The 26,374-nt window shown below is 69.4% G+C and carries 15 protein-coding genes; 11 read left to right on the top strand and 4 right to left on the bottom strand.

Annotated features, from left to right (window positions below; genetic code table 11):
* Nucleotides 1–37: 37 nt before the first annotated feature.
* Complete coding sequence (locus JYK02_RS27080) at nucleotides 38–466, bottom strand: YciI family protein (protein ID WP_207055424.1); 429 nt, start codon at nucleotides 464–466, stop codon at nucleotides 38–40.
* Nucleotides 467–613: 147 nt separating this feature from the next.
* Between JYK02_RS27080 and JYK02_RS27085 the strand changes: the two genes are divergently transcribed.
* From JYK02_RS27085 to JYK02_RS27100, 4 genes are all read left to right on the top strand, one after another.
* Nucleotides 614–1,129, top strand: coding sequence for a hypothetical protein (locus JYK02_RS27085; protein WP_207055425.1), 516 nt, complete (start codon nucleotides 614–616; stop codon nucleotides 1,127–1,129).
* Nucleotides 1,130–1,220: 91 nt separating this feature from the next.
* Nucleotides 1,221–2,678, top strand: coding sequence for an SDR family oxidoreductase (locus JYK02_RS27090; protein ID WP_207055426.1), 1,458 nt, complete (start codon nucleotides 1,221–1,223; stop codon nucleotides 2,676–2,678).
* 27 nt (nucleotides 2,679–2,705) lie between these two features.
* On the top strand, nucleotides 2,706–9,368 hold the full coding sequence (locus JYK02_RS27095; RefSeq protein ID WP_207055427.1) for a type I polyketide synthase: 6,663 nt from the start codon (nucleotides 2,706–2,708) through the stop codon (nucleotides 9,366–9,368).
* A 27-nt stretch (nucleotides 9,369–9,395) separates the two neighbouring features.
* The gene (locus JYK02_RS27100; protein ID WP_207055428.1) at nucleotides 9,396–10,469 is read left to right on the top strand and encodes a fatty acid desaturase family protein; all 1,074 of its coding nucleotides are present in this window, start codon (nucleotides 9,396–9,398) and stop codon (nucleotides 10,467–10,469) included.
* 52 nt (nucleotides 10,470–10,521) lie between these two features.
* Here JYK02_RS27100 and JYK02_RS27105 read toward each other — a convergent pair whose 3' ends face one another.
* The gene (locus tag JYK02_RS27105) at nucleotides 10,522–13,041 is read right to left on the bottom strand and encodes a DNRLRE domain-containing protein (RefSeq protein WP_207055429.1); all 2,520 of its coding nucleotides are present in this window, start codon (nucleotides 13,039–13,041) and stop codon (nucleotides 10,522–10,524) included.
* Nucleotides 13,042–13,312: 271 nt separating this feature from the next.
* On the opposite strand from JYK02_RS27105, the gene JYK02_RS27110 reads away from it, so the two are divergent.
* Nucleotides 13,313–14,692 carry an FAD-binding oxidoreductase gene (locus JYK02_RS27110; protein ID WP_207055430.1) on the top strand — a complete coding sequence of 460 codons (1,380 nt, stop codon included), beginning with the start codon at nucleotides 13,313–13,315 and terminating at the stop codon, nucleotides 14,690–14,692.
* 3 nt (nucleotides 14,693–14,695) lie between these two features.
* Here JYK02_RS27110 and JYK02_RS27115 read toward each other — a convergent pair whose 3' ends face one another.
* Together JYK02_RS27115 and JYK02_RS27120 are read right to left on the bottom strand one after the other, a co-directional pair.
* Nucleotides 14,696–15,628, bottom strand: coding sequence for a hypothetical protein (locus JYK02_RS27115; protein ID WP_207055431.1), 933 nt, complete (start codon nucleotides 15,626–15,628; stop codon nucleotides 14,696–14,698).
* Between the two features lie 128 nt (nucleotides 15,629–15,756).
* A complete protein-coding gene (locus JYK02_RS27120) occupies nucleotides 15,757–17,349 on the bottom strand; it encodes a leucine-rich repeat domain-containing protein (protein ID WP_207055432.1) in 1,593 nt (530 codons plus the stop codon).
* A gap of 130 nt (nucleotides 17,350–17,479) precedes the next feature.
* On the opposite strand from JYK02_RS27120, the gene JYK02_RS27125 reads away from it, so the two are divergent.
* From JYK02_RS27125 to JYK02_RS27150, 6 genes are all read left to right on the top strand, one after another.
* On the top strand, nucleotides 17,480–21,487 hold the full coding sequence (locus tag JYK02_RS27125) for a hypothetical protein (protein WP_207055434.1): 4,008 nt from the start codon (nucleotides 17,480–17,482) through the stop codon (nucleotides 21,485–21,487).
* 358 nt (nucleotides 21,488–21,845) lie between these two features.
* Nucleotides 21,846–22,052, top strand: a complete 207-nt coding sequence (locus tag JYK02_RS27130) for a YodC family protein (protein ID WP_207055436.1) — start codon at nucleotides 21,846–21,848, stop codon at nucleotides 22,050–22,052.
* An 11-nt stretch (nucleotides 22,053–22,063) separates the two neighbouring features.
* A complete protein-coding gene (locus tag JYK02_RS27135; protein WP_431603506.1) occupies nucleotides 22,064–22,315 on the top strand; it encodes a DUF6953 family protein in 252 nt (83 codons plus the stop codon).
* Between the two features lie 72 nt (nucleotides 22,316–22,387).
* Nucleotides 22,388–22,687 carry an acyl-CoA dehydrogenase family protein gene (locus JYK02_RS40520; protein ID WP_347402593.1) on the top strand — a complete coding sequence of 100 codons (300 nt, stop codon included), beginning with the start codon at nucleotides 22,388–22,390 and terminating at the stop codon, nucleotides 22,685–22,687.
* A gap of 30 nt (nucleotides 22,688–22,717) precedes the next feature.
* Nucleotides 22,718–23,929: an acetyl-CoA C-acetyltransferase gene (locus tag JYK02_RS27145; RefSeq protein WP_207055442.1), complete on the top strand. Its 1,212-nt coding sequence runs from the start codon at nucleotides 22,718–22,720 to the stop codon at nucleotides 23,927–23,929.
* A 38-nt stretch (nucleotides 23,930–23,967) separates the two neighbouring features.
* Nucleotides 23,968–26,145, top strand: coding sequence for a 3-hydroxyacyl-CoA dehydrogenase NAD-binding domain-containing protein (locus JYK02_RS27150; RefSeq protein ID WP_207055444.1), 2,178 nt, complete (start codon nucleotides 23,968–23,970; stop codon nucleotides 26,143–26,145).
* Nucleotides 26,146–26,374: the final 229 nt, after the last annotated feature.

Raw genomic sequence — 26,374 nt, forward strand, 5'->3', positions numbered from 1 at the left:
GCGCGGCAGCGTATGTCACGGGAGGGCGCCATCGCGACTAGCGGTTCTTCGCGCCCTGCTCGCGGATGCGCGCTTCCTGCGCGCGCAGCTCGGGGGTGAACTCGGCGCCGAAGTCGTCGTCCTCGTAGACCTGGCGCAGCTCCAGCTCCACGTTGCCGCCCGCGTCGAGGGACGGCCAGCGCTTGAGCCACTCCAGCGCCTCCTCGCGCGACTTGACCCGGATGAGTGTGAAGCCCGCGATGAGCTCCTTCGACTCCGCGAAGGGACCGTCGATGACGGTGGGCTTGCCCTGGTGGAACTTCACGAGCGCGCCCTTGCTGGTGGGATGGAGCCCTTCCCCCTGGACCATCACGCCGGCCTTCACCATCTCCTCGTTGTAGGCGCCCATGGCGGCCAGCAGCTTCTCGTCGGGGAGGACGCCCGCTTCCGTGTCCTTGTCCGCCCTGCGGATGATCATGAATCGCATCGGTGTGGCTCCTGGAGGCTGCCTTCCCCAGGGCAACGAATGGGGCCGGGGAAAATCGACACGGCCTTTTATTTTTCCGCCGCGCCTTCCAAGTCCTCGCAATGACGGGACTTTCCCTGGCCCGGCCCCAGGTGTGACAGTGCCCCCATGCGCGAGGGTGTGAATTCCCCCGGGACGAAATCCTTTCCGGCCAGCGGCCTGCTGCACCCCGGGGTGCTGGTGGCCGTGGTGCTGCTCGTCCTGAACGACCACGTCTTCAAGGCGCGCTGGCCGTCGTGGTGGACGGGGAAGCTCTCCGACGTCGCAGGGCTCGCGATGTTCCCGCTGCTCCTCCAGGCGCTGTGGGAACAGGCGTCCTGGCGACGCTCGCGGGACTTCCGTCCGTCGTTCGCGGTGCTCGTCGGCGCGGTCGTGCTCACGGGGCTGTGCTTCGCCGCGACGAAGCTTTCGACGGACGCGGGGAATGCGTGGCGCTGGGCGCTGGGCGGACTGCAGTGGCCCTTCTTCGCGCTGCGGGCCTGGCTCGCGGGCGTGCGCATTCCTCCGGTCCGCGCCACGCAGCACACGGTGGACGTCACGGACCTGCTCACGCTGCCCGCGCTTTTCATTCCCCTGTGGCTCGGTTGGCGGCGTGCTCGCGAGGCGTCTTCGCCGCCTCCTTGATTGCTGCGCGCTGTGTTTTTCACGTCGCAAGACGTGTCAGACCCCACCTGCACATTGCGCCCCGTCACGCATTGAACCGGCAGGGGCCATCATGTCCGCGCATTCTTCTCAATCCCATACATCCACTCCCTCGACCATCCTTGAGCAGGTGCGCCAGTGCGCCGCGTCCGTCACCCGCTACCCGCTCGACATCCTGACGGAGCACGCGCAGCTCGAGGATGAGCTGGGCATCGACTCCGTGAAGCTCGCGGAGATCGCCGCCGTCATCGCGCGCGAGTTCCACCTGCCGCCGGACCGGCTGCCGCGCAACGGGAAGGCGCGCACGCTCGGCGCCATCGCGGGTGCGGTGACGGAGGCGTTGGGGCCGTCGCTCCATGTCGCGCCCGTGCAGACGCCGGTGGCGCCCGTCGCGACCGCGCCCGTCGTGGTGGAGGCGAAGCTGGGCACCGGTGCTGGCGACCTCCTGCCGCGCGTGCGTGCCGTGTTCGCGCGCGTGACGCGCTACCCGGAGGACCTGCTCACGCCGCACGCGGACCTGGAGGACGAGCTGGGCATCGACTCCGTGAAGCAGGCGGAGGTGATGGCCGTGCTGATGAAGGAACTGGGGCTGGCTGACGCCCCGAAGCCTTCGCAGCGCCTGCGCACGATGGCCGCCATCGCCGACGCGGCCCGTGCGCTGTTGCCGTCCGCGCCGTCCGCTCCGGAGGTCGAACCTCGCGCGCCCGTCCACGCGGCGCCGACGCCGCTGCCGTCGCGCACGGAGCTGCCCTTCGCCGGGAAGGTCGCGCTCGTCACGGGTTCGGGCAAGGGCATTGGCCGGGTCATCGCGACGCGGCTGGCGCGCCTGGGAGCGACGGTGGTCGTCAACTCGTTCCACTCCCGTGAGGACGGAGAGAAGACGGCGCGGGACATCGTGGACGCGGGCGGCAAGGCGCTGCACCTGTGGGGCTCTGTCGCGCAGGAGGAGCACCTGGAGCGGATGTTCTCCGCGATCCGCGAGCAGTTGGGAGGGCTCGACCTGCTCGTGTGCAATGCGTCCAACGGGCTCATCGGTCCGTTCGACCGCATCGCGCCGAGGGACTGGGACAAGGCGTTCCGCACCTGCATCACCGGCACCTACGAGTGCGCGATGCGCGCCCGTCCGCTGATGGCCGCGCGCGGGGGCGGGAGCATCGTCACGATGTCCACGTCCATGTCGCAGCGGTACATGCACGACCTGGGCTGCCAGGGCGTGGTGAAGGCGGGCGTGGAGTCGCTCACGCGCTATCTGGCCGCGGAGCTGGCGCCGGATGGCATCCGCACCAACTGCGTGTCCGCGGGGCCCGTGCACGGGGACCTGCTGGGCATGTTCCCGGACGCACCGGAGCGCGTCGCGCGTTGGGAGTCGGCGACGCCGGGCGGACGGCTGTGCACCGCGGACGACGTCGCGGACGTGACCGAGCTGCTGCTGGGGCCCAAGACCCAGCGCGTGAATGGCGCCATCTGGGTGGTGGACGCCGGCCTCTCCGGGACCGTGGACGGCCTGCTGCCGGCCGCTCGCGCGTCCTGATCCGTTCCCCTTTCCGGAGCCACCACCATGGACTTCTTCGCCGTCCCGTACGACATCCACTTCGATGACACGATGGCCTACGGGAGCCATCACTTCCTCACCAACTTCAAGTTCCAGTGCGCCGGCCGCGAGCACCTGCTCTTCAGCCCGCACGCCTTCGAGGTGCCCGAGTTCCGGCGCGACTTCGACCAGGTGCTGCTGCTCACCTACGAGGGCTATTCGCGCAACCTCGCCCCGGCGTCGCTGGGGGACCGGCTGGTGGTGCTGACGTCGCTGGAGGACCGGGGCGAGGTGTCCCTGCGCTTCTGCTTCCGCACGTTGAAGAGCGACGGCACGCCGGTGGCCTGCGGCTATCAGACCGTCCTCTGCGCGGACCGGCAGGGCGTGCTGCGTGCCTTCCCGGAGTCCTTCCAGCGCAGCTTCGAATCCCTGGCGGCCCTCCATGAGCCGGCGGGCGCGAAGAGCTTCCGCGACCTCGCCTTGCAGGGAGGCGCGGGCGTCCAGGCGCTGTTCCCGCAGGCCGTGCGTGAGCTGGCGAGGACCGTGCTGGCGGACACCGCTCCGCGCGGGGTCGCTCGCACGGTCCGCCTTCCCGAGCAGGGCCTGACGTTGCCCGCCAACGCCACGGCGTTCCTGTTCGCCGGACAGGGCACGTTCGAGCCGGCGCTCTTCCTCCAGTTGAAGGCGCTCCAGCCGGAGCTGCGTGGGGAGCTGGAAGCGGTGACGGAGGCGTGCCGCGCCCAGGGCATCGACGTGGCGCCGCTGCTCGCGGCGGAGGACGTCGCGCAGGTGGGCCGGGCGCTGGACGCGGCGCCGCTGTTGGATCAGCTCGGCATCTTCCTGTGCGGTGTGCTGGGGGCGCGGTGGCTGGAGCGTCAGGGCACGCGGCCGGACGTGTTCGTGGGGCACAGCTTCGGGGAGATCGCGGCGATGACCGCGGCCGGTGCGCTGGACCTGCGCACGGGCGCGGAGGTGGTGTGCCGCCGCATCCGGGCGCTCCAGACGGTGCCGGACGACCTGGGGACGCTCGCTGCGGTCGCGCTGTCGGAGCCGGAGACCGTGCGGGCCCTGGCGGAGAGTGGCGCGCGGAGCCTGGAGATCGCGGGCCGCAATCACTCGCGGCAGACGGTGGTCGCGGGGCCTCGTGATCAACTGGAGCAACTGCGCGCGTTCCTGGAACGGCAGGGAAAGGGCTTCACCTTCATCTCCAGCCGGTATCCCTTCCACCACCCGGGTCTGGCACCGGCGGTCGCCGCGTTCCGCACAAGCCTCGCGGACCTCACGGTGCATCCGGCACGCGGGCCCATCTATTCGCCCATCGAGCGGAAGGTGTACGGAAGCGGCCGGCCCGAGCTGGCGGGGGCGCTCGCGTCCCACCTGGTGCGTCCCTTCGACTTCCCGGGCGCGGTGGAGATGCTGGTGGGCGCGGGCTGCACGCGGTTCGTGGACTGCGGCACGGGAGGACGGCTGACGCGTATCGTCCAGCGGATCCTCCCCGCGGACACGTCCGTGGCGCTGACGTCATTGGACCGTGCGCTGCCCGTGAGTCCGCCTGTTGCTCGGGAGACCGTGGCCCCGGCCATCGCGGTGGTGTCCCTGGGCTGCATGCTTCCGGGTGGCGCGAAGGATCCGGAGACCTACTGGAGGAACATCCAGCGGGGCATCAGCGGCATCGTCGACACGGGCCTGAGCCATCCCGACCAGGTCGTGGACTTCGTGGGTCCGGCCGTGACTCCGGACCGCACGTACACGCTGCTCACCGGGCGGGTCCTGGACACGGACCTCGTCGCGCCGCCGGGCCTGTCGCTGGAGCGCTTCCAGCGCTACGGCCGCGAGCAGCAACTGCTGGCGATCGCGCTCACCCAGGCGATGGAGCCCATGCGTGCCAAGGCGCCGCGTATCCCCGGACGCATCCAGTGCCTGCTCGGCTCCACGGCGGACGGCTCTCCCGAGTACGACGACGCGCTGTGCCTGGAGGCGGGCGAAGCCCTGCTGCGAGCGCGAGGCGAGACGGCGCAGGAGTTCTCCACGCTGATGCGTGAGGCCCTGGGTGTCAGCGCCACGTCCGCGGAGCTGGCGCCGCACCCCAGCCTCCAGGCGGTGGTGACGGACGTGGTGGGCGCGGGCGTGTCCACGCTGCTGCTGGACGCGGCCTGTGCGTCGTCGCTCTACGCCATCGCGCTGGGGATGAAGGCGCTGGAGCGTGACGAGGCCGACCTGGTGCTCGCGGGCGGGGTGTTCTCTCCGGGCCCGGGCAACAGCTGCCTGTTCTCCCAGTTCAAGGGGCTCTCCGCGACGGGGAGCCGGCCCTTCGACGAGCGCGCGGATGGCGTCATCTTCGGCGAGGGCGCGGGCGTGGTGGGCCTGATGCGACTGGAGGATGCCGTGTCGCGTGGGCTGCGGGTCCACGCGGTCATCCGGGGCGCGGGGCTCTCCAGCGACGGGCGCAGCAGCTCCGCCAATGTTCCGCGCGCGGACGGGCAGGTGGCCGCGATGGAGGCGTGCTACGCGGCGGCGGCCATCGAGCCGGCGTCCATCCAGTACATCGAGGCGCACGGCACGGCCACGCCGGCCGGTGACACCACCGAGTTGCAGTCGATTGGCCGCGTCTTCGGCGGCAAGCGCAAGGGCCTCCAGCTCGCGAGTGTGAAGGCGCTGATCGGCCATGTTGGCTGGGCCGCGGGGGCGGCGTCGGTCATCAAGCTGTGCAAGGCCCTGGAGCACCGGAGCTTCCCGAAGCAGTCCCACTTCGACCGTCCGGGCGCGGGGCTGCGGGCGTTGGGGCCGGACTTCGAGGTGAGCACGCGGGAGCAGCCGTGGCCGGAGAACGGGGAGCATCCGCGCCGGGCGGCGACGAATGGCTTTGGCTTTGGAGGCACGAACGCGCACCTGGTGCTGGAGGAGTACCGGGGAGGCACGCTCGCGCCGCGAGCCAGCGTAGCGCCCAAGGCAGGCGACGAACTGGTGGTGGTGGCCGCGGAGGGGATGTTCCCGGAGGCGCGGCTCGAAGCCCGGGGCCTGCGGCTGCCCGCGTCCGTGCGGCTGTTGCCGGACATCACGGAGGACATGGACCTCACGCAGCACCTGGGGCTCATCGTCGCGAGCGACGTCGTGAAGAAGCTCGGGGCCTTCGAGTCGCTGCGGACGGGGACGGCCATCGTCCTGGGGTTGGAGGGAAAGACGCGCCGGGGCGTGGAGGCCACGCAGCGGGTGCTGGCGGACGCCACGCGGCGCCGGCTGCGCGAGCACATCCAGCGAGCTCCGGAATCCGCACGGCTCCTGCCGCTGGTGGACCGCCTGCATGCGGCAGTGGGAGCGCTGCGGCCCTCCGGGCCCTACACGCTCCAGGGAATGATGCCCAACGTCACACCGGGGCGCGTGGCGGGAGCGCTGGACACGAAGGGGCCGAACTTCGTGGTGGACGCGGGTGCCAACACACTGGCCGCGTCGCTGCGGGCCTCACGGGCCCTGTTGGACAGTGGCTTCGAGCTGGTGCTCGTAGGCAGTGCCCACGTGCGGCGTCCGGGAGAGGTCTCCGTCGGGACCATGCCTGAAGAGGGCATGGCGATGCTGGCGGTGACGACGGCAGCAAAAGCGGAAGCACGCGGCATGAAGCCGCTGTGCCACCTGCGGATGACGGAAGAAGCGGGCACCGGGCCAGGAGTCACGTTGCCGCCCCATTCCGCCCAAGAGGCCCAGGAAGTCCTCCGAGCGGTGCGGTCCGCCGCAGAGGGCCAGGCCACCACGCTGCGCTTCCATCCAGAAGCCGCGACCGGCAAACGATGGGTGCTCCAGCTCCGTCCCGGGCTGAGCGCCCAGCCGGGTGCCCCGGAGGCGGCGCGCCGCACGAACTGGTCCGACAGTCGGACCAGTTGGGACAACCGCGCCGGCGCACCCGTCACCAGCGGACCTGCTTCATCCCCTGCCGTGGTTGGGGAGCGGCCTGTCCACGCGAGCAGCGGAAACCTGTCCGACAGTCGGACAGGTTTGGAGAACCGCGCCGGGGCTCCCGATGCCCACGGGCCGGCCTCGTTCCCTGCCGTGGCCGGGGAGCGACCCGTCTATCCGAGTGGTGGAAACCGGTCCGACATTCCGACCAGTCTGGACAGCCGCGCCGGGTTTCCCGGTGCCAACGGACCTGCCTCGTCGTCTGCCATGGTCGGGGAGCGGCCGGTCCATGCGAGCGGCGGAAACCTGTCCGACAGTCGGACAGGTTTGGATGACACCGCCGGGCGGGAGGCGACCGAGGGCTTCGACCATTCGGCTCCCATCCGCTACCACGCACCGGTGCTCGTTGAGCGTCCGGTCCCGGCGACTGACGCGCTGCGGCTGCGCGGGCGACGGGTGCTGTTCATCGCGCAGGATGAAGCCGTGGCCCGTGAGCTTGCGGCTCAGGCCCATGACGCCTGCGGTCCTGAGTTCCGGATTGTCCACGCGGGTGCCTCGGATCTGGGCTCGCGGATCCATGGCATCGACCTGACTCGGGAGGAGACCGCTGAGGCGGGCCTGGATGCGATGGGCTTCGAACCACAGGTCATCGTCTCGGTCTGCCGGATGGCCTTTGATGCCAGCGAGTCCTCGGTGGTCGCGGACACGGCCTTGCGTCACGAGGCGCTGGAGTTGCTCTTCCTGGCCGCTCGCCGTGCGTATGCGGGACTGACCGCTGGCACGGTGTCGCTGGCCAGCTTGTGCATCGGTGGCGTCGGTCCTCGCCGGACGCTGCACCCCGTGACCGGTCTGTTCGCGGGCCTGCTCAAGTCCCTGGGCCGTGAGGTTCCGGCCCATGGCATCCGGGCCATCGCCACGACTCCACTGCCGCTCCTCACGGCGCTCGACCACGTCGCCTCCGAGCTGGGCACCGGTGATGACACCGCACCCGTGGAGGTCTGCTTCGATGGCTCCGTCCGCTGCGTCCGGCTGCTCCAACCCACGGAGGTCCCTGCACGGCCCGCCACGACGCTCGACTCCCGCTCGGTGGTCCTGCTCACGGGCGGTGGACGCGGTGTGACCGCTGTCCTCGCCGGAGCGCTGCTCAAGCGGTACGGCTGCAAGGTCGTCCTCCTGGGCCGCAGCGACCCGTCCGATGCCCCCGAGCGCGTGCTCCAGGCTCGCGACGAGGACCTGGGCACCGTGGAGCGCGAGTTCTATGCCTCCGAGCTCGCCCGCGACCGCACCGTGCGCATGCCCACGCTGCGTGCTCGCTTCGAGCGCCACCTGGCCGTGCGTGAGCTGCGGGCCACGCTCGATGGGCTCACCCGGCTTCCCGGCCAGATGACCTACCGGGCCGCGGACGTCACCCGCCCCGAGGAGGTGGACCGCGTCGTGGAAGAGCTGATCCGCGAACACGGCCGGCTCGACCTTGTGGTCCACGGCGCAGGCACGCAGGTCTCCAAGAAGCTCCACCGCCGCCGGCTCACGGAGCTGCGGAGCACCCTGGACACCAAGCTGCTGGGACTTCGCAACCTGCGCGAGGCCTGCGCCCGCCGCCTCCCCGCACCTGTTCCGTTCCACGTCCTGACCTCCGCGTTCAGCTACATCGGCAATGACGGACAGGCGGACTACGGAGCGGCGAACGAGGCGCTGGACCGGCTCTGCGCCTGGGTCAGCGACGCTCGCCAGGACGTGCAGTGGTGCAGCGTGGGCTGGCTCGCCTGGGATGGCATCGGCATGACGCGCGGCTCGGAGTACAAGGTGCTCGGCGCCAGCCGCCGGCTGCGCGGCATCCGTGCCGAGGAGGGCGAAGCGCTCTTCCTCCAACTGGTGGACGGCCAGCCCGTCCAACCCATCAACGTCCAGCTCACCGAGAGCGAACGCGCCTTCTACAGCCTGGAGGTGCTCACCCCGCCGCCGCCCCGCTCCACCCGGCGGGACCTGACCGTCGACGCGGCGAGCATCCCGTGCCTGGAGGACCACCTCGTTCGGGGCACCCCCACCCTGCCCGGCGCCTGGGCCCTGGACCTCATGTTCCAATCCGCGCTGGAGAACGCGCGCCCGGAGCTGCGCACCGTCACCATCGAGGACGTCCGGTTCTCACGCTTCATCCGCGTGAAGCCCGGAGGCCAGCAGTCCCTGCGCGCCGAGTGCACCCCGCTCACCGACGCCCCGGGCCGGCACAGCGTGCAGGTGAAGCTCACGGGCGACATCGTCCATCCGTCCGGCGTGGTGCTGGAGCGCGACCTCGTCTACGCCGAGGCCCGCTTCACGCTGACCGCAGAGCCACCGCGGACCTCGCCGCAACTGGAGGCCGCTCGCGCTTCGGGTCACGGCATGCCCGTGCACGACCCGCACTGCGCCACGGGCTCCCCCATCGAGCTGCGCAAGATGTTCGATTGCCTGGAGGAGATCCGCCTGGAGCAGGACGCCCGCTTCGCGAGGCTCGGGCTGCCGGAGGTGTCCCGGCAGGCGGGCCACGGCGTGCCGGCGCTCGTGCTGGACGCGGCCCTGCGCCTGAGCGCGATGCACGTGGAGGGCGTTTCCAACGACGTGTTCGCCCCCATCGGCGTCCAGCGGGCCACGTTCGACCGGGACCTGGTGGCGCATGACGCCCGCACTCCCCGCCGTCTCACGCTGAAGGCGCTCGCACCCCGCGTGGAGGGAGAGCTGCTCCAGTGCGGCACCGTGGCGGCGCATGACGAAGCGGGCCGACTGCGGATGCTCGTGGAGGGCGGCATCGCCCGCCCCATGGCCTGAAACCCCTTTCCCGAACTGGCGACCGCCATGAACGACTCCGCTCCTTCCCTTCCCCTTCCGCCGGATGAGGCCAAGCGGCTCCGCTCGGAGCTGCGCCGCGTGCTGCCTCCCGAGGCCTTTGAACGCCAACCCCTGCGCGGCATCGTGGCGCTCTGCCTCGTGCCGGTGGAGGCCGCGCTCATCTGGGTGCTCGGCACCTGGACGCTGCCCCACTGGGCGTGCCTCCTCATCGCCTTCGTGCTGGGCCAGCTCGTCACCGCCGTGGGGCTCGCCGCGCATGAGGCGCTGCACCACTCGGTGTTCCACAGCCGCAGGCTGGAGAGCCTGCTGGGCTGGGTGGGCTTCGCGCCCTTCCTGGTGACGCCCGGCAACTGGAGGGCCTGGCACGTCCAGGCCCACCACAGCGCCGCCAACATCCACGTGCGCGACCCGGACATCCTGCCGCGCAGGACGGACTGGCACACCCAGGGTTTCGCGAAGCTGTTCCACGCCATGTCCCCCGGCTCCGGGCACTGGCTGAGCTTCATCAGCTTCAGCGTCTTCTTCACCGCGCAGGGCCAGGCCTTCCTCTGGCACCACTGCCGGCTGCCCGGGTTCCAGCACGTGCACATGCACCGAGCCCGGGAGCGCGTGCTCACGCTGTTCGTCACCGCGGGGTGGATGGCGCTGGGGTGGGTGCTGGGGCCCCGGGCCGCGTTCTACGCGCTGGTGCTCCCGCTGCTCATCGGGAACGTCACGCTGATGATCTACATCGCCACCAACCACTGGATGCAGCCCGCGTCGGAAGAGACGGACAACCCGTTCGTGAACACCGCCAGCGTGGAGACGCACCCGGTGATGAACTGGCTGCACTTCAACTTCAGCTACCACCAGGAGCACCACATCTTCCCGGCGCAGAGCCCGAAGTACGCCCCGCTGCTGCGCAAGCACCTGCGGGAGCTGAGCCCCCAGGCGTCCATCGTCTATCCCCACCTGCACGCCCTGCGCACGCTGTACCGGCGCCCGGCGCTCTACTCCGCGGATGGCCAGACGCTGATGGGCCGGGACGGCACACCGGCGCTGTCCACCGCGGAGCTGCGTCAGCGGCTCGAAGCCAGCTGAGCGAAAAACGAACGAGGCCCGGAACCGCGACGGGTTCCGGGCCCCGAGGCCGCTACTTCTCCGGCCAGCTCAACGCGCCCCGGCTGGTCACCGTACCGGCGGGCACCCCGAGCACCTGCGCCACGTCCGCGGGCAGCGGGCTGCCGCTGAGGTACGCCGGGCTGGAGGGACGCACGACGTAGTTGCGCAGCCCCTGGTTCACGAAGAACGGGTCTCCGCCCGACGCGAGGTCATGGCCATGGGACTCCCAGCCGTGGGTCGCGCGCATCGCGGACAGCGACGTGTAGTTCACGCCGCCCGTGTCCACCCAGTTGATCAGCGACTTCCCGGTGCCGCCGGAGCGGTAGTAGCTGTTGGAGTCCATGGCCGAGAAGAACGTGTTCGGCCCGGTGTTGGTGAAGTTGTTGTCCGACCGCGAGGCCTTGAAGGTCGTGATGTTCCCGCCCGACAGGATGTTGTTCACCACCTGCACGTTCACGGTGTCCGGCCCGATGTCCGAGCCGCGCCGGTCCTGCTCGTTGCGGGCATCGTCGTAGACCCACAGGTCGATGGCGGCGTTGTCCACCAGGGTGTTGTTGTAGATCTTCGTGTTCGCCGCGCACGTCTGGATGCCCGCGTACGTGTTGTCGTAGATGAGGTTGGACGCGATGATCCCCGTGTCGGACACCTCGTAGAAGATGCCGATCTTGTTGTTGCGGGAGATGTTGTTGACGATGACGCCGCCGCGGCAGTCCTCGTCACACCAGAAGCCCGCGCCGCCCAGGTTGTTCTCGAAGACGTTGCGGCGCACCGTGAAGCCATTCATGTGCGCAATCTTCACGCCCGCCTGCGCGCACGAGCGCGAGCAGTTGGTGCCGAAGCGCTCCGTGTTGTTGGCGTTGACGATGTTCTCCTCCATCAGCAGCCCGTCCGGGACGACCGTGCCGGAGTTGGTGGAGCCGTTGGAGCCCACGGCGGTGAAGCCGTTGTTCGCGAAGACGGAGCGGCGCACCACGCCGCCCTGGGGCTTGATGCTCAGCGAGCCCGCCGCCATCCGCGTGAAGACGCAGTTCTCCACCAGCGAGTTCGTCGCGCCGATGTAGACGGCCGCGCTCGTGGTGCCGCTGTACTCGTTGGTCGCGTACCGCCGGAAGCCCAGGCCCTTCAGCGAGTAGCCGGTGGAGCCCAGCACCAGGGCCACGGGGCGCGCGGCGAGCTCCACCGTGTGGCCCGAGGGGTTCGTCGCGATGTAGATGCGGCGGTTGGCCCAGTCATAGAAGAAGTTGCCCGGCGTGGCCTCCGCGAGCGTCTTCACCTCGTGCACGTAGGCCCCGTCGATGAAGACCATCTGCGGGTCGCCCGCGGCGGGGTTCGCCGGGTCGCCGTACATGTCGAAGTGAGCGCACGGCCCGGTGTTCGTCGTGGGCTGGGCGTCGTACTTGTACTGGTAGTAACCGCCGTTGCAGAAGCTGGGCGTGCTCCAGTCCATGTACCAGTGCCCCGCGCCGTCCGGCGTCCACGCCGAGGCAGGCTTGACGTCCGTGCCGTCGAACCAGACCTGCTCGTGCGGGTAGGCCTGGAGGGTCATGGGCTTCGTCGCGACCCGGTAGTTGCCCGCGCCGTTGTTGAGCCAGTCGCGGTACGTGCCCCCGCGCACGACGATGGTCCCGCCGGACGGCACCAGCGCGACGGCGCGGCTGATGGTGGCCACCGGCGCCGCCTGCGTCCCCGCGTTGCTGTCGCTGCCATTCGTCGCGAGGAAGATGGCGCCCGAGGGGATGGCGTAGTTCGTGTCCGGAATCGTCGTGCCCGTGTTGTCCAGGCCGGGGAGCCCCGGGTTGCCCGCGGAGCCCTGGCCGTCCGGCAGCGCGTAGGTCACGGTCAGCTTCGGGCGGTTGGCGAGCGTCGCCGCCTCCGACGAGTCCAGCTCCAGCCCGTCCAGGTTGGTGGGCGCGTCCAGCACGAAGCCCAGGTTCGTGGCCGGGTTCGCGACCCAGCCCTGCACCGCCGCGATGCCCGCCGCGTTGAAGTCCACGCCGTAGCTGCCCGTGGCGCCCGGCAGCAGCGTGGCGAAGGAGACCGCGCCCCGGTCCGCCGCGCCGCGCGCCCCGGCCGCGCTCCACGGTGAACCGGTGGCCGCGAGCGTCCAGGTGGCCTGCGCCTCGTTCCACGCACGGCCCGCGGCGAAGACGGAGTACCCCTCGCCGGTGGTGGCGTTGCGCACGTTGAAGGTCAGCCGGACGGACTGCACCGTCGCGGTCGCGGGGATGGCGCTCACGTCGAAGCGGAGCAGGCCGTTCGACGTCTTGCCCGAGCCCGTGGGGTAGTCACGGTCCAGGCGGATCAACCCGTCCGCGCCCCCGTTGAGCGTGGGGCTGCTCTCCGAGAGCGTCGCGTCCGACGCGCCCGTGTACGCGGCCGACGGCGAGACCTGCTCCTGGAACGACACCGTCACGGGCGCCTCCAGGGCGCTGTCCACGGTGGAGGGGGCGTCCGCACCGGGCGGCGCATCGCCACCGCAGGCCACGGTCAGCAGCAGCGGCAGGAGGACCGGCGCGTGGCGCCTGGACATCTGAGGGGGGAGGAACGACATCAAGGGGGGAACTCCGTTCAGGGGAAAAGGGTCCGACACGACCCATGGGAACCCAAAGCACGGAATTCTCGCTAAAGCCGTCAAATAGTTGCGGGGGCTTGTTCCGGGCCGGGTGGATGCCCACTGTCCCCAGGTCCGATGTGGCACGGGGCCTTGCTGTCTTCCAGGCCGGCCGCACGCCCTGATGCCGGACGTGAGGGCTCCGCGCCGACAGGACAGGGCTCACGTTTCACGGAATCATCCGCACCCTTCCTCCGAACGGAGGAGCTGGATGCTCACGGAGTCAGTCACTGGTGGTCCCCGGGTGGACACGTCTTCCCGAGCGGAGGCCCTTCACGAAGCCAAGGTGGCGGCCATCGCGCGGCAGTTGCGGCAGCGCAAGGGAAAGGGCCCCGCGTCCTTCAAGAAGAAGTCCCCGCCCCACAGCGTCCCCAAGCGGTTCGACTCGCGTCGCCGCGATGAGAAGGTGGACCTGAGCGACCTGGATCAGATCCTCGACATCGACACGGTGGGGATGACCTGCACGGCGGAGCCCGCCGTCACGTTCGACGAGGTGGTGCGCGCGACGCTGCCCCACGGGCTGATTCCGTACATCGTCCCGGAGCACAAGACCATCACGCTCGGGGGCGCCATCGCGGGGTGCTCCATCGAGTCCATGTCCTTCCGTCAGGGCGGCTTCCACGACACCTGTCTGGAGTACGAGGTCATCACCGCGAAGGGCGAGGTGCTGCGCTGCTCACCGCGCGAGGATCCGCTGCTCTTCGAGATGATGCACGGCTCGTTCGGGACGCTGGGCATCCTGTCCAAGCTCCGCTTCAAGCTGGTGCGCTGCGCGCCCTTCGTGCGGGTGACGAACGAGACGCACGACTCGCTGGAGTCCTTCCAGCAGGGCATCTGGCACCACTTCCAGGACGCGGGCGCGGACTACCTGGACGGGCAGATCTTCGGCCCCACGAAGCACGTGCTGTGCGTGGGCCACTTCGTGGACAGGGCGCCGTACGTGCACAAGTACGACTGGCTCACCGCGTACTGCGAGAGCATCCCGCGCCGCGCCGAGGACTACCTTCCGACGTACGACTACCTCTTCCGCTACAACCGGGGCGTCACGCACGTCAAACCGAAGAGCCTCGTGGCGCGGGCGCTGTTCGGGAAGTTCATCCACTCGGACAGCGTGCTGCGGACGGCCAACCGCTTCACGCAGCTGCTGCCGAAGAAGGACCCGCCAGTCATCGTGGACGTGTTCGTGCCCTTCTCGCGCGCGGCCGAGTTCATGGACTGGTACCACCGCGAGATGGCGCACTACCCCGTCTGGTGCGTGCCCTTCAAACGCACGCGCGACTACGAGTGGCTGACGCCCCAGTGGTGGTCCGGCATGAAGGACCCGCTGTTCCTGGACCTCGCCGTGTATGGCATGCCGCAGCCCAAGGGCCGCAACGTCTACAAGGAGCTGGAGGACGAGCTCCAGCGCGTCAACGGAACCAAGACGCTCATCTCGTACAACTACTACGACGAGGAGACGTTCTGGAGCCTCTGGAACAAGGACACGTACCAGGCCGTGAAGCAGCGCACGGACCCGGACAACCTCTTCCGGGACCTGTACACGAAGACGTGCAAGGCGGCGCTCGGCCTGGACTCACCGCGGGCGCACTGAGCTTCAGCCAATCTCCGTGCGAAGGTTGAGCGGACCGGCGGGGACGCCCACGTCGTGGAGGGCGGGGTCGTCCTTCTCCGTCTGCCACGCGTTGGCCTCCGTCACGGTCTTGCCGGTGGCCTCGTTGGTGATGGACATCTTGCCGTTGTGGCCGGCGGGAGCGATCTGGCTCGTGTCGAAGCCGCTCCAGCCGGTGCCGGAGTTCGCGAACGTGGCCTCGCCCCAGGTCTGACCGGAGTTCGCGCCGGGCTTCGCCAAGCCGTCCTTGGACACGGCCCAGGCCACGCTGCTGTTGCTGTCGAACGCGACGACCTGCGACTGGCCGGGCTGGAGCGTGAACGTCTTGGGCGTGCTCTTGTCGAAGTTCTGCCCGTCGTTCGGGTTGCCGTTCTCGCCCGTCTTGTTCCAGAGGGTGAGGGTCTGGGGCTGGTTCGTCTTGTTGGTGAACGTGTTCGTGTACTTGAACTGGCCCTTCTGGTCCGCGTCGATGAGCTGCATGTTGCTGTTGTAGGGCGACCCGACGTTGTTCTTCGCCAGCCACGGCGCGTTCGCGGGAGCAGGCTCCGTGGAGCCGGCGGACGGCGGGCCGAAGCCGGGGCCCGCGTCGCTGTTGTACGTGGGGTGCGCCGGAGCGGCCGCGCTCGCGGAAGGAGCGGCGACCTGCGCCTCGTCGCCGAAGTCGCCCAGGGACGGGACCTCCAGCGCCTGCATCAACTGCGAAAGCTGACCCATCACCTGCGCCAGCTGCGCGTTGAAGTCACCGGAGGCACCGCCCGCGCGGGCCGGCCCCTGCTCGAAGGAGTCCGTCATGAGCATGCGCCGCAGGTCGCCGCGGGGCTGCTGCGCCTGGGTGCCCGCCACGGCGGCCGGCTGGAGCTGGGAGGGGCTCGAGAGGGGCTGGGAGAAGGACGAGCGGTTCAGGGAGGAGATGGACATGCCGGGACCCCAGAGCACGGCACATGCCAGCCTCCGGTCCCCGGTAGCCCTTCGTGAAATCAGTCACTTGGGACGAGCACGCGGCGCCCGGCGCGATGACGCCGTTCATCACCTGATGACTGGCGTCATCAGCCCGCGTGGGCGGCGAAGACGTCCCGCAGCCCCGCGATGAGCGCGTCGCCGGGATACGGCTCGCCCAGCGGCCCCAGCGCGTCGCGCAGCGCCGCGAAGAGCGCGTGCACGTGCCGGGGCCTGTCGCCGTCCCAGTTCAGCTCCCGGGCAATGTGCCCGCTCTGCACCCGGAACTTCTCCAGCGACTCCGCGTAGGGCGCCGCCGTGGGGATGTTGATGCGCAGCAGCAGCGCCAGCAGCGCGAGGACCTCCGCGAAGTCATACCGGTCGGTCTTCGCGTCGTAGAAGGACTCCAGGCGCACGTTCTCCGGCTTGAACCAGTACCGGATATAGGCCGCCGCGTTCTCCACGGCGTGCCCCACGTCTACCTGGAGTGGGGCATGGAGCTCTGGATCCACATGCATCACCAGCGACCTGAGGACCGTGGCATTGCTCAAGGTCTTGCTGTCGAAGCGCCGCGTCGGCAGCGTGCGCAGCGGTGTTCCCTCGAAGCGGAGCACCTCCAGCTTCGGCAGCCGCGTGAGGACCTCCGGGAAATCGAACATGAGCTCCACCCGCGCCCAGCTCCCGAAGGCCTTCCGGAGAGAGGCGTAGGGATTGTTGACGAGGTTCACCCACCGCAGCTCGACGCACCCGGCGAGCGACTCCGGCAGCCGCCAGAGGCAGTTGGACTCCAGCTGCAACACCCGCAGCTTCTTGAGCTCGCCGATGGACTCCGGCAGCGCCAGCAGGCCATTGCTGCTCAGGTCCAGCTCGCGCAGCTCCGTGAGCTGCCCCAGCGCTTCCGGGAGCGCGCGGAGGTCGTTGCGGCGGAGGTTGAGCTTCTCCAGCTTGCGGAACAGGAAGAGCTCCTCCGGCAGGGACGTGAGCCCCTTGTCCTCCAGCGTGAGGCTCTTGACCTTGTCGGGCTCCGCCATCTTCTTCGCGACGAGCTGGCGGAACGCATCCCGGATGCTGGTGAACGCGTCGCGAGCGACGGGCTTGCCCGCCGCCAGCCGGGCCCGCACCTTCTCCAGGTCGACGCGGCCGTCCTTCACCACCGACGGGACGAAGACGCCCTTCCCTTCGTAGGGGTCCTTCACGTCCTCCACCCCGCCCACCACCGCGAACACCTTCGAGTCCTGGCCCAGGTAGCGGTGCGCATCGACAGCGCCCGCGACCTGGAAGGCGTAATGCGATGCAAGGGTGCGGGCCTTGAGGTTGCCGCCCACGCGGACGCTGCCGTGGTTGTAGACCGCCACCAGGTCTTCGGTCGTCAGGTCGCCGGAGACATGGAGCCGCGCGCCGCCCATGGCGATGCGCTTCGCGACGAGGTTGCCGTGCACCTGGAGGAACGGGCCGAAGTCGTTCTCCCAGTTGAGCACGCAGCCTTCGACGGTGAGGTCGCCTCGCACGAGGAGGCCGGTGAACGGAGGCGCGTCCTCGTCGTCCTGGGCGAAGATTCCCTGGCGGAAGTCCAGCCGCAGGTCGTGCGGCAGGACGAAGTTCCCGGTGAGGACGAGCACGCGGTCCGCGTCCTCCTCGCCGTTGCGGGGGACCTTCACCTCGTCACGCACCTGGGCCCAGGTGAGGATTTCAAAAGGCAGCATTGCGGGGGGTTTACCCCACCCGCATCCCCCGGAATATCTCCCACGACCAGGAATCCGGGTCCGCTTCGTATGGAAGCGGCACGGCCACCAGCAACCCTCCACGGTGGCCCTATCGAGGGGGAGTTCCTTCATGCGTGTGACTCGGAAAACACCGTTGACGGGAGAGGTGCGTCCGCGAAGGACCACCGGAAGCCGGCGCTGGCTCGCGGGCGTGGTGGCCGCGCTGGGCCTCTGGGGTTGTGGCGATGCCACCTCCACCGGTGCTGAAGCGCCGGAGCCCGCCGCCAGCCTCCAGACCGCGAAGGAGGGCCTGACGTGCACGCCCGACGACGTCGCCACCGGCGCGTGGGCCTGTAGCGGTCCACTCACCTACAGCCTGGAGTGCTTCATCGCGAAGCCCTCCGCGGCGTGCGGCCAGGACACCACGCCGAAGACATGCACCTCCTATGGCACCTGCCAGCACCCGGACTTCGGGCAGGAGCGCATCACGAAGCAGGTGGTGTTCCCGCTGGACCTGCGCTTCGACTACTCGTGCGAGCCCCAGGCCCAGAGCTACCTGATCGCGAACCTGCCGAACGCGGCGGACCGCGTGGGCGTCACCTGGACCTGGCTCATCGGCGGCAAGCCGGGTGGAGGCGAGGAGTCCCTGCTGGGTGGAGGCTCCCGCTCGCTCAAGAGCGGCGGCACGGGCGGGGAGAGCATTGGCACGGACTACTGCTACATCACCTATTCCAACTACCCCACCGGGAACATCGCCACGGGCACCGGCCCCCAGTGCGGCACCGTTCAGTCCGCGTGCACGGTGGCCTGCCAGAACCCGAAGACGTGCCAGGTGAACGGCGCCTGGGTGACGGACGCTGCGCAGTGCGGAACCATGGTCGGCCCCTGCGGCCCCAGCAGCGGCCCGATGCTCTACAACACCTGCCGGGACGCGACCCACGGCCTGGCGCCGGACGCCGAATGTGGCGAGGGCTTCGTGACCGGCCAGGCGCCCGGCAACTCCACGCAGGTGCAGGTGGAGGCCCAGGCGGCCGCGCAGTGGACGGCCTCCGGCAGCAAGGGCGCGCCCGTCTATGACGCCCCCATCACCTGCTCGGATTGCAGCCCCACCTTCTCGCTGTCGGCGCAGGAGCTGAACCGGCGCATCTACGCGGCCATCGCCATGTCCCGGCAGCAGCCCAAGCTGAACCTGCTGGCCGGTGCGGCGTACACGCTGGCCCGCGACAACCCGGCCCTCACGCAGGCGGAGCTGACCACGCACCTCAACACGCTCTCCACCGCGCTGGGCACGTACGCGTTCGACCCCGCGAAGGACGGCGCCGGTCCCCTGGTGCACGTGATGCTGCGCATGCTCGTGAAGGCCGAGCCCACCCTGCCCGCCACGTCCATCCCCGGCAAGGCACTGCGCGCCCACGCGCGTGCACTCCTGGCCAGCATGCAGCGTGGCCTGGACACGCCGCAGGGCCTGGACTCCACCTCCTCGCAGGTGGAGCGCTACGCGGAGGCCACGGCCTTCACGGAGGAGACCTGGGGCAAGCTGTACGACCTGGCGCAGGGCAACGTCCCGCTGGCCGGCGCGGTGAACAGCGGCGGCATTGGCGCCGGCGTGGGCGTGCACACCGTCCACACCGCCGCGCAGATGCTGACGTCGAATCCGCTGGGGCCCCTGGCGGGCTTCGTCCTGCCCCGGCTGGTGAACGGCCGGCTGGTGACGACGCCGGATCAGGCGCGCACCTTCCTGGGGACCGCGAGCACCGCGGGGCTCAACGCCGTGCAGGCGTACTCGGACATGCTCAACAACCTCAACATCGCGGAGCAGGCGTACCGGGCGAAGCTCGAGCTGAAGAAGCCCGCGCCGGCCGCGCTGGCCCTGGCGGGTGGTGAAGGGGAGCCGGCCGCCGTGGATGCGTCCGCGGAGGAGGCCGCGCTCAAGGCCGCCATCGCGGCCGCGAAGACGCGCCGCACGGAGCTGAAGGACCAGCTCGGCGGCGTGCGCGAGGGCGTGACGACGGGCCTGGGCATCATCGCCCAGCTCTTCCGGCTGGACGGGACCGAGGGGTCCGTGCAGTTCGCCAACGACCTGGTGAAGTTCAGCAAGGCGCTCGACACCACGCTGGAGGCGGTGTCGAAGTACGCGGAGAGCTCCATCAAGATCGCGGAGAAGGTCGCGGGCGTCCTCAGCCTGGGCGAGAAGGGCTTCCAGATCGTCAGCGCCGCGGTGTTCAGCGGGCAGATCATCAGCGCCGTGTTCCAGCTCTTCTCCCTGCTGCGCAAGCCGGCGGAGCCGCCCATCGAGCAGGTCATCCTCGCGGAGGTGAAGAAGTTGCACCAACTGGTGGAACAGATGCAGGGGCGGATGCTCAGCCGCTTCGACCGGGTGGACCGCAAGCTTCACGACATCCACACGGACATGCTGTCGCGCTTCGCGCTGGTGGACTGGAACCTGGGCCAGGTGAACCAGAACGTGGAGGAGGTCCAGCAGTCGCTCTACGCGCTCCAGGCGGACCTCAACCGCGTGGACCAGAACATGTACGCGTACTTCGAGGACATGAAGGACGACTACTTCACGGGCTCCGCGTGGCTGTACCTGGGCTGGAACCAGCGTCACCCCGTGCCGCTGGACTACAACCAGTTCGCGGTCGCGGAGGCGGACTTCTCCCGCTGGGGCGCGCAGGACGCGCGGGACTCCTCCATCCTCGCGGGCATCGACGGGCGCGGCTCCAACCCCAACATCAGCCCCGCGGACGAGCTGACCTCCACGGCCCTCTCCCACAACATCAACTACCTGCGGGAGTTCCCCCAGCAGTTGGGCCTGCCCCGGCTCGCCACGGAGCGGCTGTCCAGCCCCAAGGACTGGATGGCGGGCGCGGAGGCCTACGCGCAGCTCTTCGAGGAGCAGCCGGTGCACGGCGCCGCCATGCTGACCACGCGGCACGGGCCGCTCATCACCGCCGGCACGAAGCTGGACACGGCGCTGACGGGCATTGGCAAGCCGCTGTTCGCCGCGCTGCACACGCGCTACCAGCTGGACTGGGCCACGCTGAAGCTGCTGATCGATCAGTCGGAGACCCAGTGGCGCAACGACCCCAACCGGGGCCTGTACGGCATCGACCTGTGGGGCGCTCCGGAGCAGGAGCCGTCCACGCACGTCCTCAAGCAGGGGGAGAAGCCCGTCGTGCCGTGCGGCGGCGGCCAGTGGGGCGACTGGAACGGGGACGGCGTGGCGGACGTGCCGTACGTGGACCCGGCGCGCTGGAACCACGACGTGCTGCGCCCGCTGCTCATCGCGGACAACATGAACGTGGACCAGGCCTCCATCGACCTGTGCGGTGAGGGCAGCTGGCAGCTCTACTCGGAGGTCTTCACGGGCCTGGGCGGCATGTACGAGCGCAAGTACCGGCTGCAGTCCAACGTCTACGTCCGCTACACGTACCGGGACCCGGCCACGAACACGGTGAAGTCGGAGAAGATCTACGGCCACATCTTCACCGGCGGCCAGGAGTTCACGGTGCTGGTGCGCGGGACGGACCGGCCCACGTACAACCCCAACAACACCCAGAACCCGCAGGAGTGGATGGCGAAGCGCTGGGGCTACGTGCAGTGGAACATCGCGCCCACGAACTACCCCATGGGGGACGCGGTGCGCTCCAGCGTGCGCACCCGGATGGTGCAGGTGCTCAAGGACCAGCAGAAGCAGTTCTACGGCTCCATCGCGACGCGGATGGCACAGGGCGGAGACCCCCTGCAGGTCCAGGCGAAGCAACTGACGGGCACGTGGCTGGTGTGGCAGACCTACGTGGCGCTGGCGCTGCCGCTGTCCGTGGAGCACGACGAGCACCTGCGCGGCCTGCTGTACGGCGACGACTCGGTGCTGTCCGGCTACGACACCCTGCTGAGCGTGGAGGTGGCGCCGGTGATGAACGACGTGCAGGACATGTACTCGTTGTTCAGCGTGGCCGCCGCCCCGCCCGCCTACAACATCCTGGCGGACCTGGCCCCGGCGGTGACGTCGCGCGCGGACCGGCTGAAGGCCGCCGTGGACGCCTCGCTGGACGCCCAGTCCACCTCCGGCGGTCCGGAGGCAAGCGCCTGGACGGAGGCGACGCTGCTCCGCCTGCGGCTCAGCATCCCGCAGTAACGCAAAGCCACGCATGAAACAGGCACGGGCCGCGGGGACATCACCCCGCGGCCCGTGTCATTTCAGGTCAGGAGTTCACAGGGGGGATGAAGGGCGACAACTGTGAGCCCAGGTGCTGGAGATGGCGGTGCCGAGCACCACCATGTTCTCCATCCAGATTCTGGCTGTGTATGAATTTCGCACTCCCTCCTGGCGATTCGGCCGGAACAGGGACGCGAGCCTCCCTTGATAGTCAGGGCCGCCGTGGACACGGTTTAGACGTGGGTGGCGCCGCCTCCAGGAAAGCCGGACACAGGGGCCAATCAAACACCCAGCTGTCACCCACGAGGTGAGAGGCGGCAGGGGAAAGGAAGAAGCCATGAAGCGGTTTCAAATCGGCGACATCGTGAAACTCAAAACCGGCGGTCCAGCGATGACGGTGCAGGCGTTGACTCCCGGCGGTCCGCGTTGCCAGTGGTTTGCCGGCAGAAAGCTGGAGCAAAGTGTATTCCCGTCAGCCTCGCTGGAGCCCACCTCGGTGAAGCCGCAGATCCCAGATCCCGGCAGTGGCGGAGCGGGCTCGTGACTTCCGTAGAGGTGGCCGGTTGGATGATGGCCCATCTCCACCGCGACGGCTGTGTCTACCAAGACGACGTCGTCGACATGCTCACGAAACACGGCGCAGACGCCTTGCTGCGAGAGAATGCCGACGGCAATCCAGTTCTCGGAAAGCCGGTCCTCGATGCCTTCATGAGCGTCTCGGCTGAGACGGTTGTGTGGGTCAAGCCGGAGCGCTACTGGCGGTGGCGTGTTGCCGAAGATGAGATGGGTCGCGAACAACGCGGCTGAAGAGACAGGCGAGCGGCCTCGGCGCCATGAAGGACGAATGGCCGCGGAGACAGGGTCAGGCTTGCGCCGGATGTGCCGCGCAAGGGCCAGGAGGACACCGCGTCAGCCGCCCGAGCCCGCGTTCGAACTGGACAGCCAGTTCATCTGAAGCCATGCGCCTGCTCGGCGAGCGTCCCTGCGCGGAGGTCTCCACCGAAGGACTGGGCGTCCGACCCGGCTTGCCTCACAGTGGACCGGTGCCTCCAGCTGTCCGGCGGGTACGGCGATATGAAGGAATATCCCATCGCCCATCTGTTCGCGGACACGCGCGTCCTGCGAATCTTCGCCGGCGCGAACGAGGTCATGAAGGAACTCGTCGCCCGGTCCCTGTAGCGTCCTCCCCTTCTCACAAGGAGGCTCCCCGTGAGCCAGGAAGCATTCATCTTCGACGCGGTCCGTACCCCTCGCGGCAAGGGCAAGAAGGGCGCCCTGCACGGCACCAAGCCGGTGTCACTGCTCGTTGGCCTCGTGGACGCGCTCAAGCAGCGCCACCCCAACCTGGACCCGAAGTACATCGACGACGTGGTGCTGGGCGTCGTGTCCCCCGTGGGTGACCAGGGCGCGGACATCGCCCGCACGCTGGTGCTGGCGGCCGGCCTGCCGGAGACCACCGGCGGCGTGCAGCTCAACCGCTTCTGCGCCTCCGGCCTGACGGCGGTGAACATGGCCGCGCAGCAGGTGCGCTCCGGCTGGGAGCACCTGGTCATCGCGGGCGGCGTGGAGAGCATGTCCCGCGTCCCCATGGGCTCCGACGGCGGCGCCTGGGCCATGGACCCCGCCACCAACTACGACACCTACTTCGTGCCGCAGGGCATCTCCGCGGACCTCATCGCCACCATGGAGGGCTTCACCCGCGAGGACGTGGACCGCTACGCGGTGCGCTCACAGGAGCTGGCCGCGAAGGCCTGGGCCCACGGCTACTTCCAGAAGTCCGTCGTCCCCGTGAAGGACCAGAACGGCCTCACCATCCTGGACCGCGACGAGCACATGCGCCCGGACTCCACCGTGGCCTCGCTGGGCCAGCTCAACGCGTCCTTCACGACCATGGGCGAGATGGGCGGCTTCGACGCGGTGGCGCTCCAGAAGTACCACGCGGTGGAGCGCATCAACCACGTGCACACGCCGGGCAACTCCTCCGGCATCGTGGACGGCGCGGCGCTGGTGCTCGTGGGCTCCGAGCAGGTGGGCAAGAAGCTGGGCCTCACGCCGCGCGCGCGCATCGCCGCCGTGGCCACGTCCGGCGCGGAGCCCACCATCATGCTGACGGGGCCGCTGCCGGCCACCCGCAAGCTGCTGGACATCGCCGGGCTGTCGGTGAAGGACATCGACCTCTTCGAGCTCAACGAGGCCTTCGCCTCCGTGGTCCTCAAGTACCAGAAGGACCTGGGCATCCCGGACGAGAAGCTCAACGTCAACGGCGGCGCCATCGCCATGGGCCACCCGCTGGGCGCCACCGGCGCGATGATCCTTGGAACCGTGGTGGACGAGCTGGAGCGGCGCAAGGCGCGTCGCGCGGTCGTCACCCTGTGCGTCGGCGGCGGCATGGGCGTGGCCACCCTCGTCGAGCGCGTCTGAACCCTCCCTTCCCTTTCTAAAGACATCCGAGCAAAGCCATGAGCGAACAGAACACCCTGCGCTGGGAACAGGACGCGGACGGCATCGTCGTCTTGACGATGGACGACCCCTCCCAGTCCGCCAACACCATGAACGCCGCCTACGTGAAGTCCATGCGCGCGGCGGTGGACCGGCTGGTGAAGGAGAAGGCCTCCATCACCGGCGTCGTCATCACCTCCGCGAAGAAGACCTTCTTCGCGGGCGGCGACCTCAACGACCTGCGCGACGTGAAGAAGGAAGCGGCGGCGCAGGTCTTCAACCTGGGCCAGGAGATCAAGGCGCAGCTGCGCGCGCTGGAGACGCTGGGCAAGCCCGTGGTCGCGGCCATCAACGGCGCGGCGCTGGGCGGCGGCCTGGAGATCGCGCTGGCGTGTCACCGCCGCATCATCGCGGACGTGAAGGGCGCGCAGGTGGGCCTGCCGGAGGTGACGCTGGGCCTGTTGCCCGGTGGCGGCGGCGTGGTGCGCACCGTGCGCATGCTGGGCATCACGGACGCCCTGATGAAGGTCCTGCTCCAGGGCCAGCGCTACCGCCCCCAGGAGGCGAAGGAGCTGGGGCTGGTGCATGAGGTGGTGCCGTCCGTGGACGCGCTCCTGCCCGCGGCCAAGGCGTGGGTGAAGGCGAACCCGGCGGCGCAGCAGCCGTGGGACCAGAAGGGCTACAAGATTCCGGGCGGCACGCCGTCCCACCCGGCCTTCGCGGCCAACCTGCCCGCGTTCCCCGCCAACCTGCGCAAGCAGCTCAAGGGCGCGAACATGCCCGCGCCGCGCGCCATCATGGCCGTGGCGGTGGAGAGCACGCAGGTGGACGTGGACACCGCGTTCACCATCGAGTCGCGCTACTTCACGGAGCTGGTCGTCGGCCAGGTCGCGAAGAACATGATCCAGGCGTTCTTCTTCGACATGCAGCACATCAACTCCGGCGGCGGCCGCCCCAAGGGCTTCCCGCAACACACCGCGAAGAAGGTCGGCGTGCTGGGCGCGGGCATGATGGGCGCCGGCATCGCGTACGTGTGCGCCAAGGCCGGCATCGACGTGGTGCTCAAGGACGTGAGCCTCGCGGCCGCGGAGAAGGGCAAGGGCTACTCCGTCAAGCTGGTGGAGAAGGCCGTCGCCAAGGGCTCCACCACGAAGGAGAAGGGCGACGCGCTGCTCGCGCGCATCACCCCCGCGGAGGACCCGGCCGCGCTCGCGGGCTGCGACCTGGTCATCGAGGCCGTCTTCGAGGACGTGAAGCTCAAGCACAAGGTCTTCCAGGAGATCCAGGGCGTGGTGGCGCCGGACGCGGTGCTGGGGTCCAACACCTCCACCCTGCCCATCACCCTGCTGGCCGAAGGCGTGTCGCGCCCGCCGGACTTCGTGGGCATGCACTTCTTCTCCCCCGTGGACAAGATGCCGCTCTTGGAGCTCATCGCGGGCAAGCAGACCAGCGACGCGACGCTGGCGAAGGCCATCGACATCGCGGTGCAGATTGGCAAGACGCCCATCGTCGTCAACGACAGCCGAGGCTTCTTCACCAGCCGCGTCATCGGCACGTTCCTCAACGAGGCCATCGCCATGGTGGGCGAGGGCATCGCGCCCGCGTCCATTGAGCAGGCGGGCCTCCAGGCGGGCTACCCCGCCGCCCCGCTCCAGCTGGTGGACGAGCTCACGCTGACGCTGCCCCGGAAGATCCGCCAGGAGACGAAGGCGGCCGTGGAGGCCGCGGGCCAGCCGTGGCAGGACCACGGCAGCTACGCGGTCATGGACGCGATGATTGATCAGCACGGCCGCAAGGGCCGCTCCACCGGCGGCGGGTTCTACGACTACGCGGACGGAAAGCGGACGAACCTCTGGCCGGGGCTGACGCAGCACTACACGAAGCCCGGGCACACCATCCCCTTCGAGGACATGAAGGAGCGGATGCTGTTCGCGGAGGCCATCGACACGGTGCGCTGCTTCGATGAAGGCGTGCTGCGCTCGGTCGCGGACGCGAACGTGGGCTCCATCCTGGGCATCGGCTTCCCGCCGTGGACCGGCGGCGTCGTGCAGTACATCAACGGCTACGAGGGCCCGTCCGGCACGGGGCCTCGCGGCTTCGTCACCCGCGCGCGCCAGCTCGCGGAGCGCTACGGGAAGCATTTCCTGCCGCCCGCGTCGCTCGTGGAGAAGGCAGAACGGGGCGAGCTGCTGAAGTAGCCCATCCCCCACCATCGGGAGCTGAAGACGTCCCTCCAGGGCGCGACGCGCATCCTCGCGCCCTGGTCCCCCCCCGTGGATGCCCCCGTCCCGGGGTGCTCAATACGCACCGCGTCAGCATGGCGGTGACACCTGACACTGTGTTGGGACATCGCGGGTTTTACTTAGCTGGCCGAGTAGACCCGTCCAGGTCGGTTCAACCCCTCACGTCAGGGTAAAGGTTTACAAG

The organism is Corallococcus macrosporus, from assembly GCF_017302985.1.
Classification (GTDB): domain Bacteria; phylum Myxococcota; class Myxococcia; order Myxococcales; family Myxococcaceae; genus Corallococcus; species Corallococcus macrosporus_A.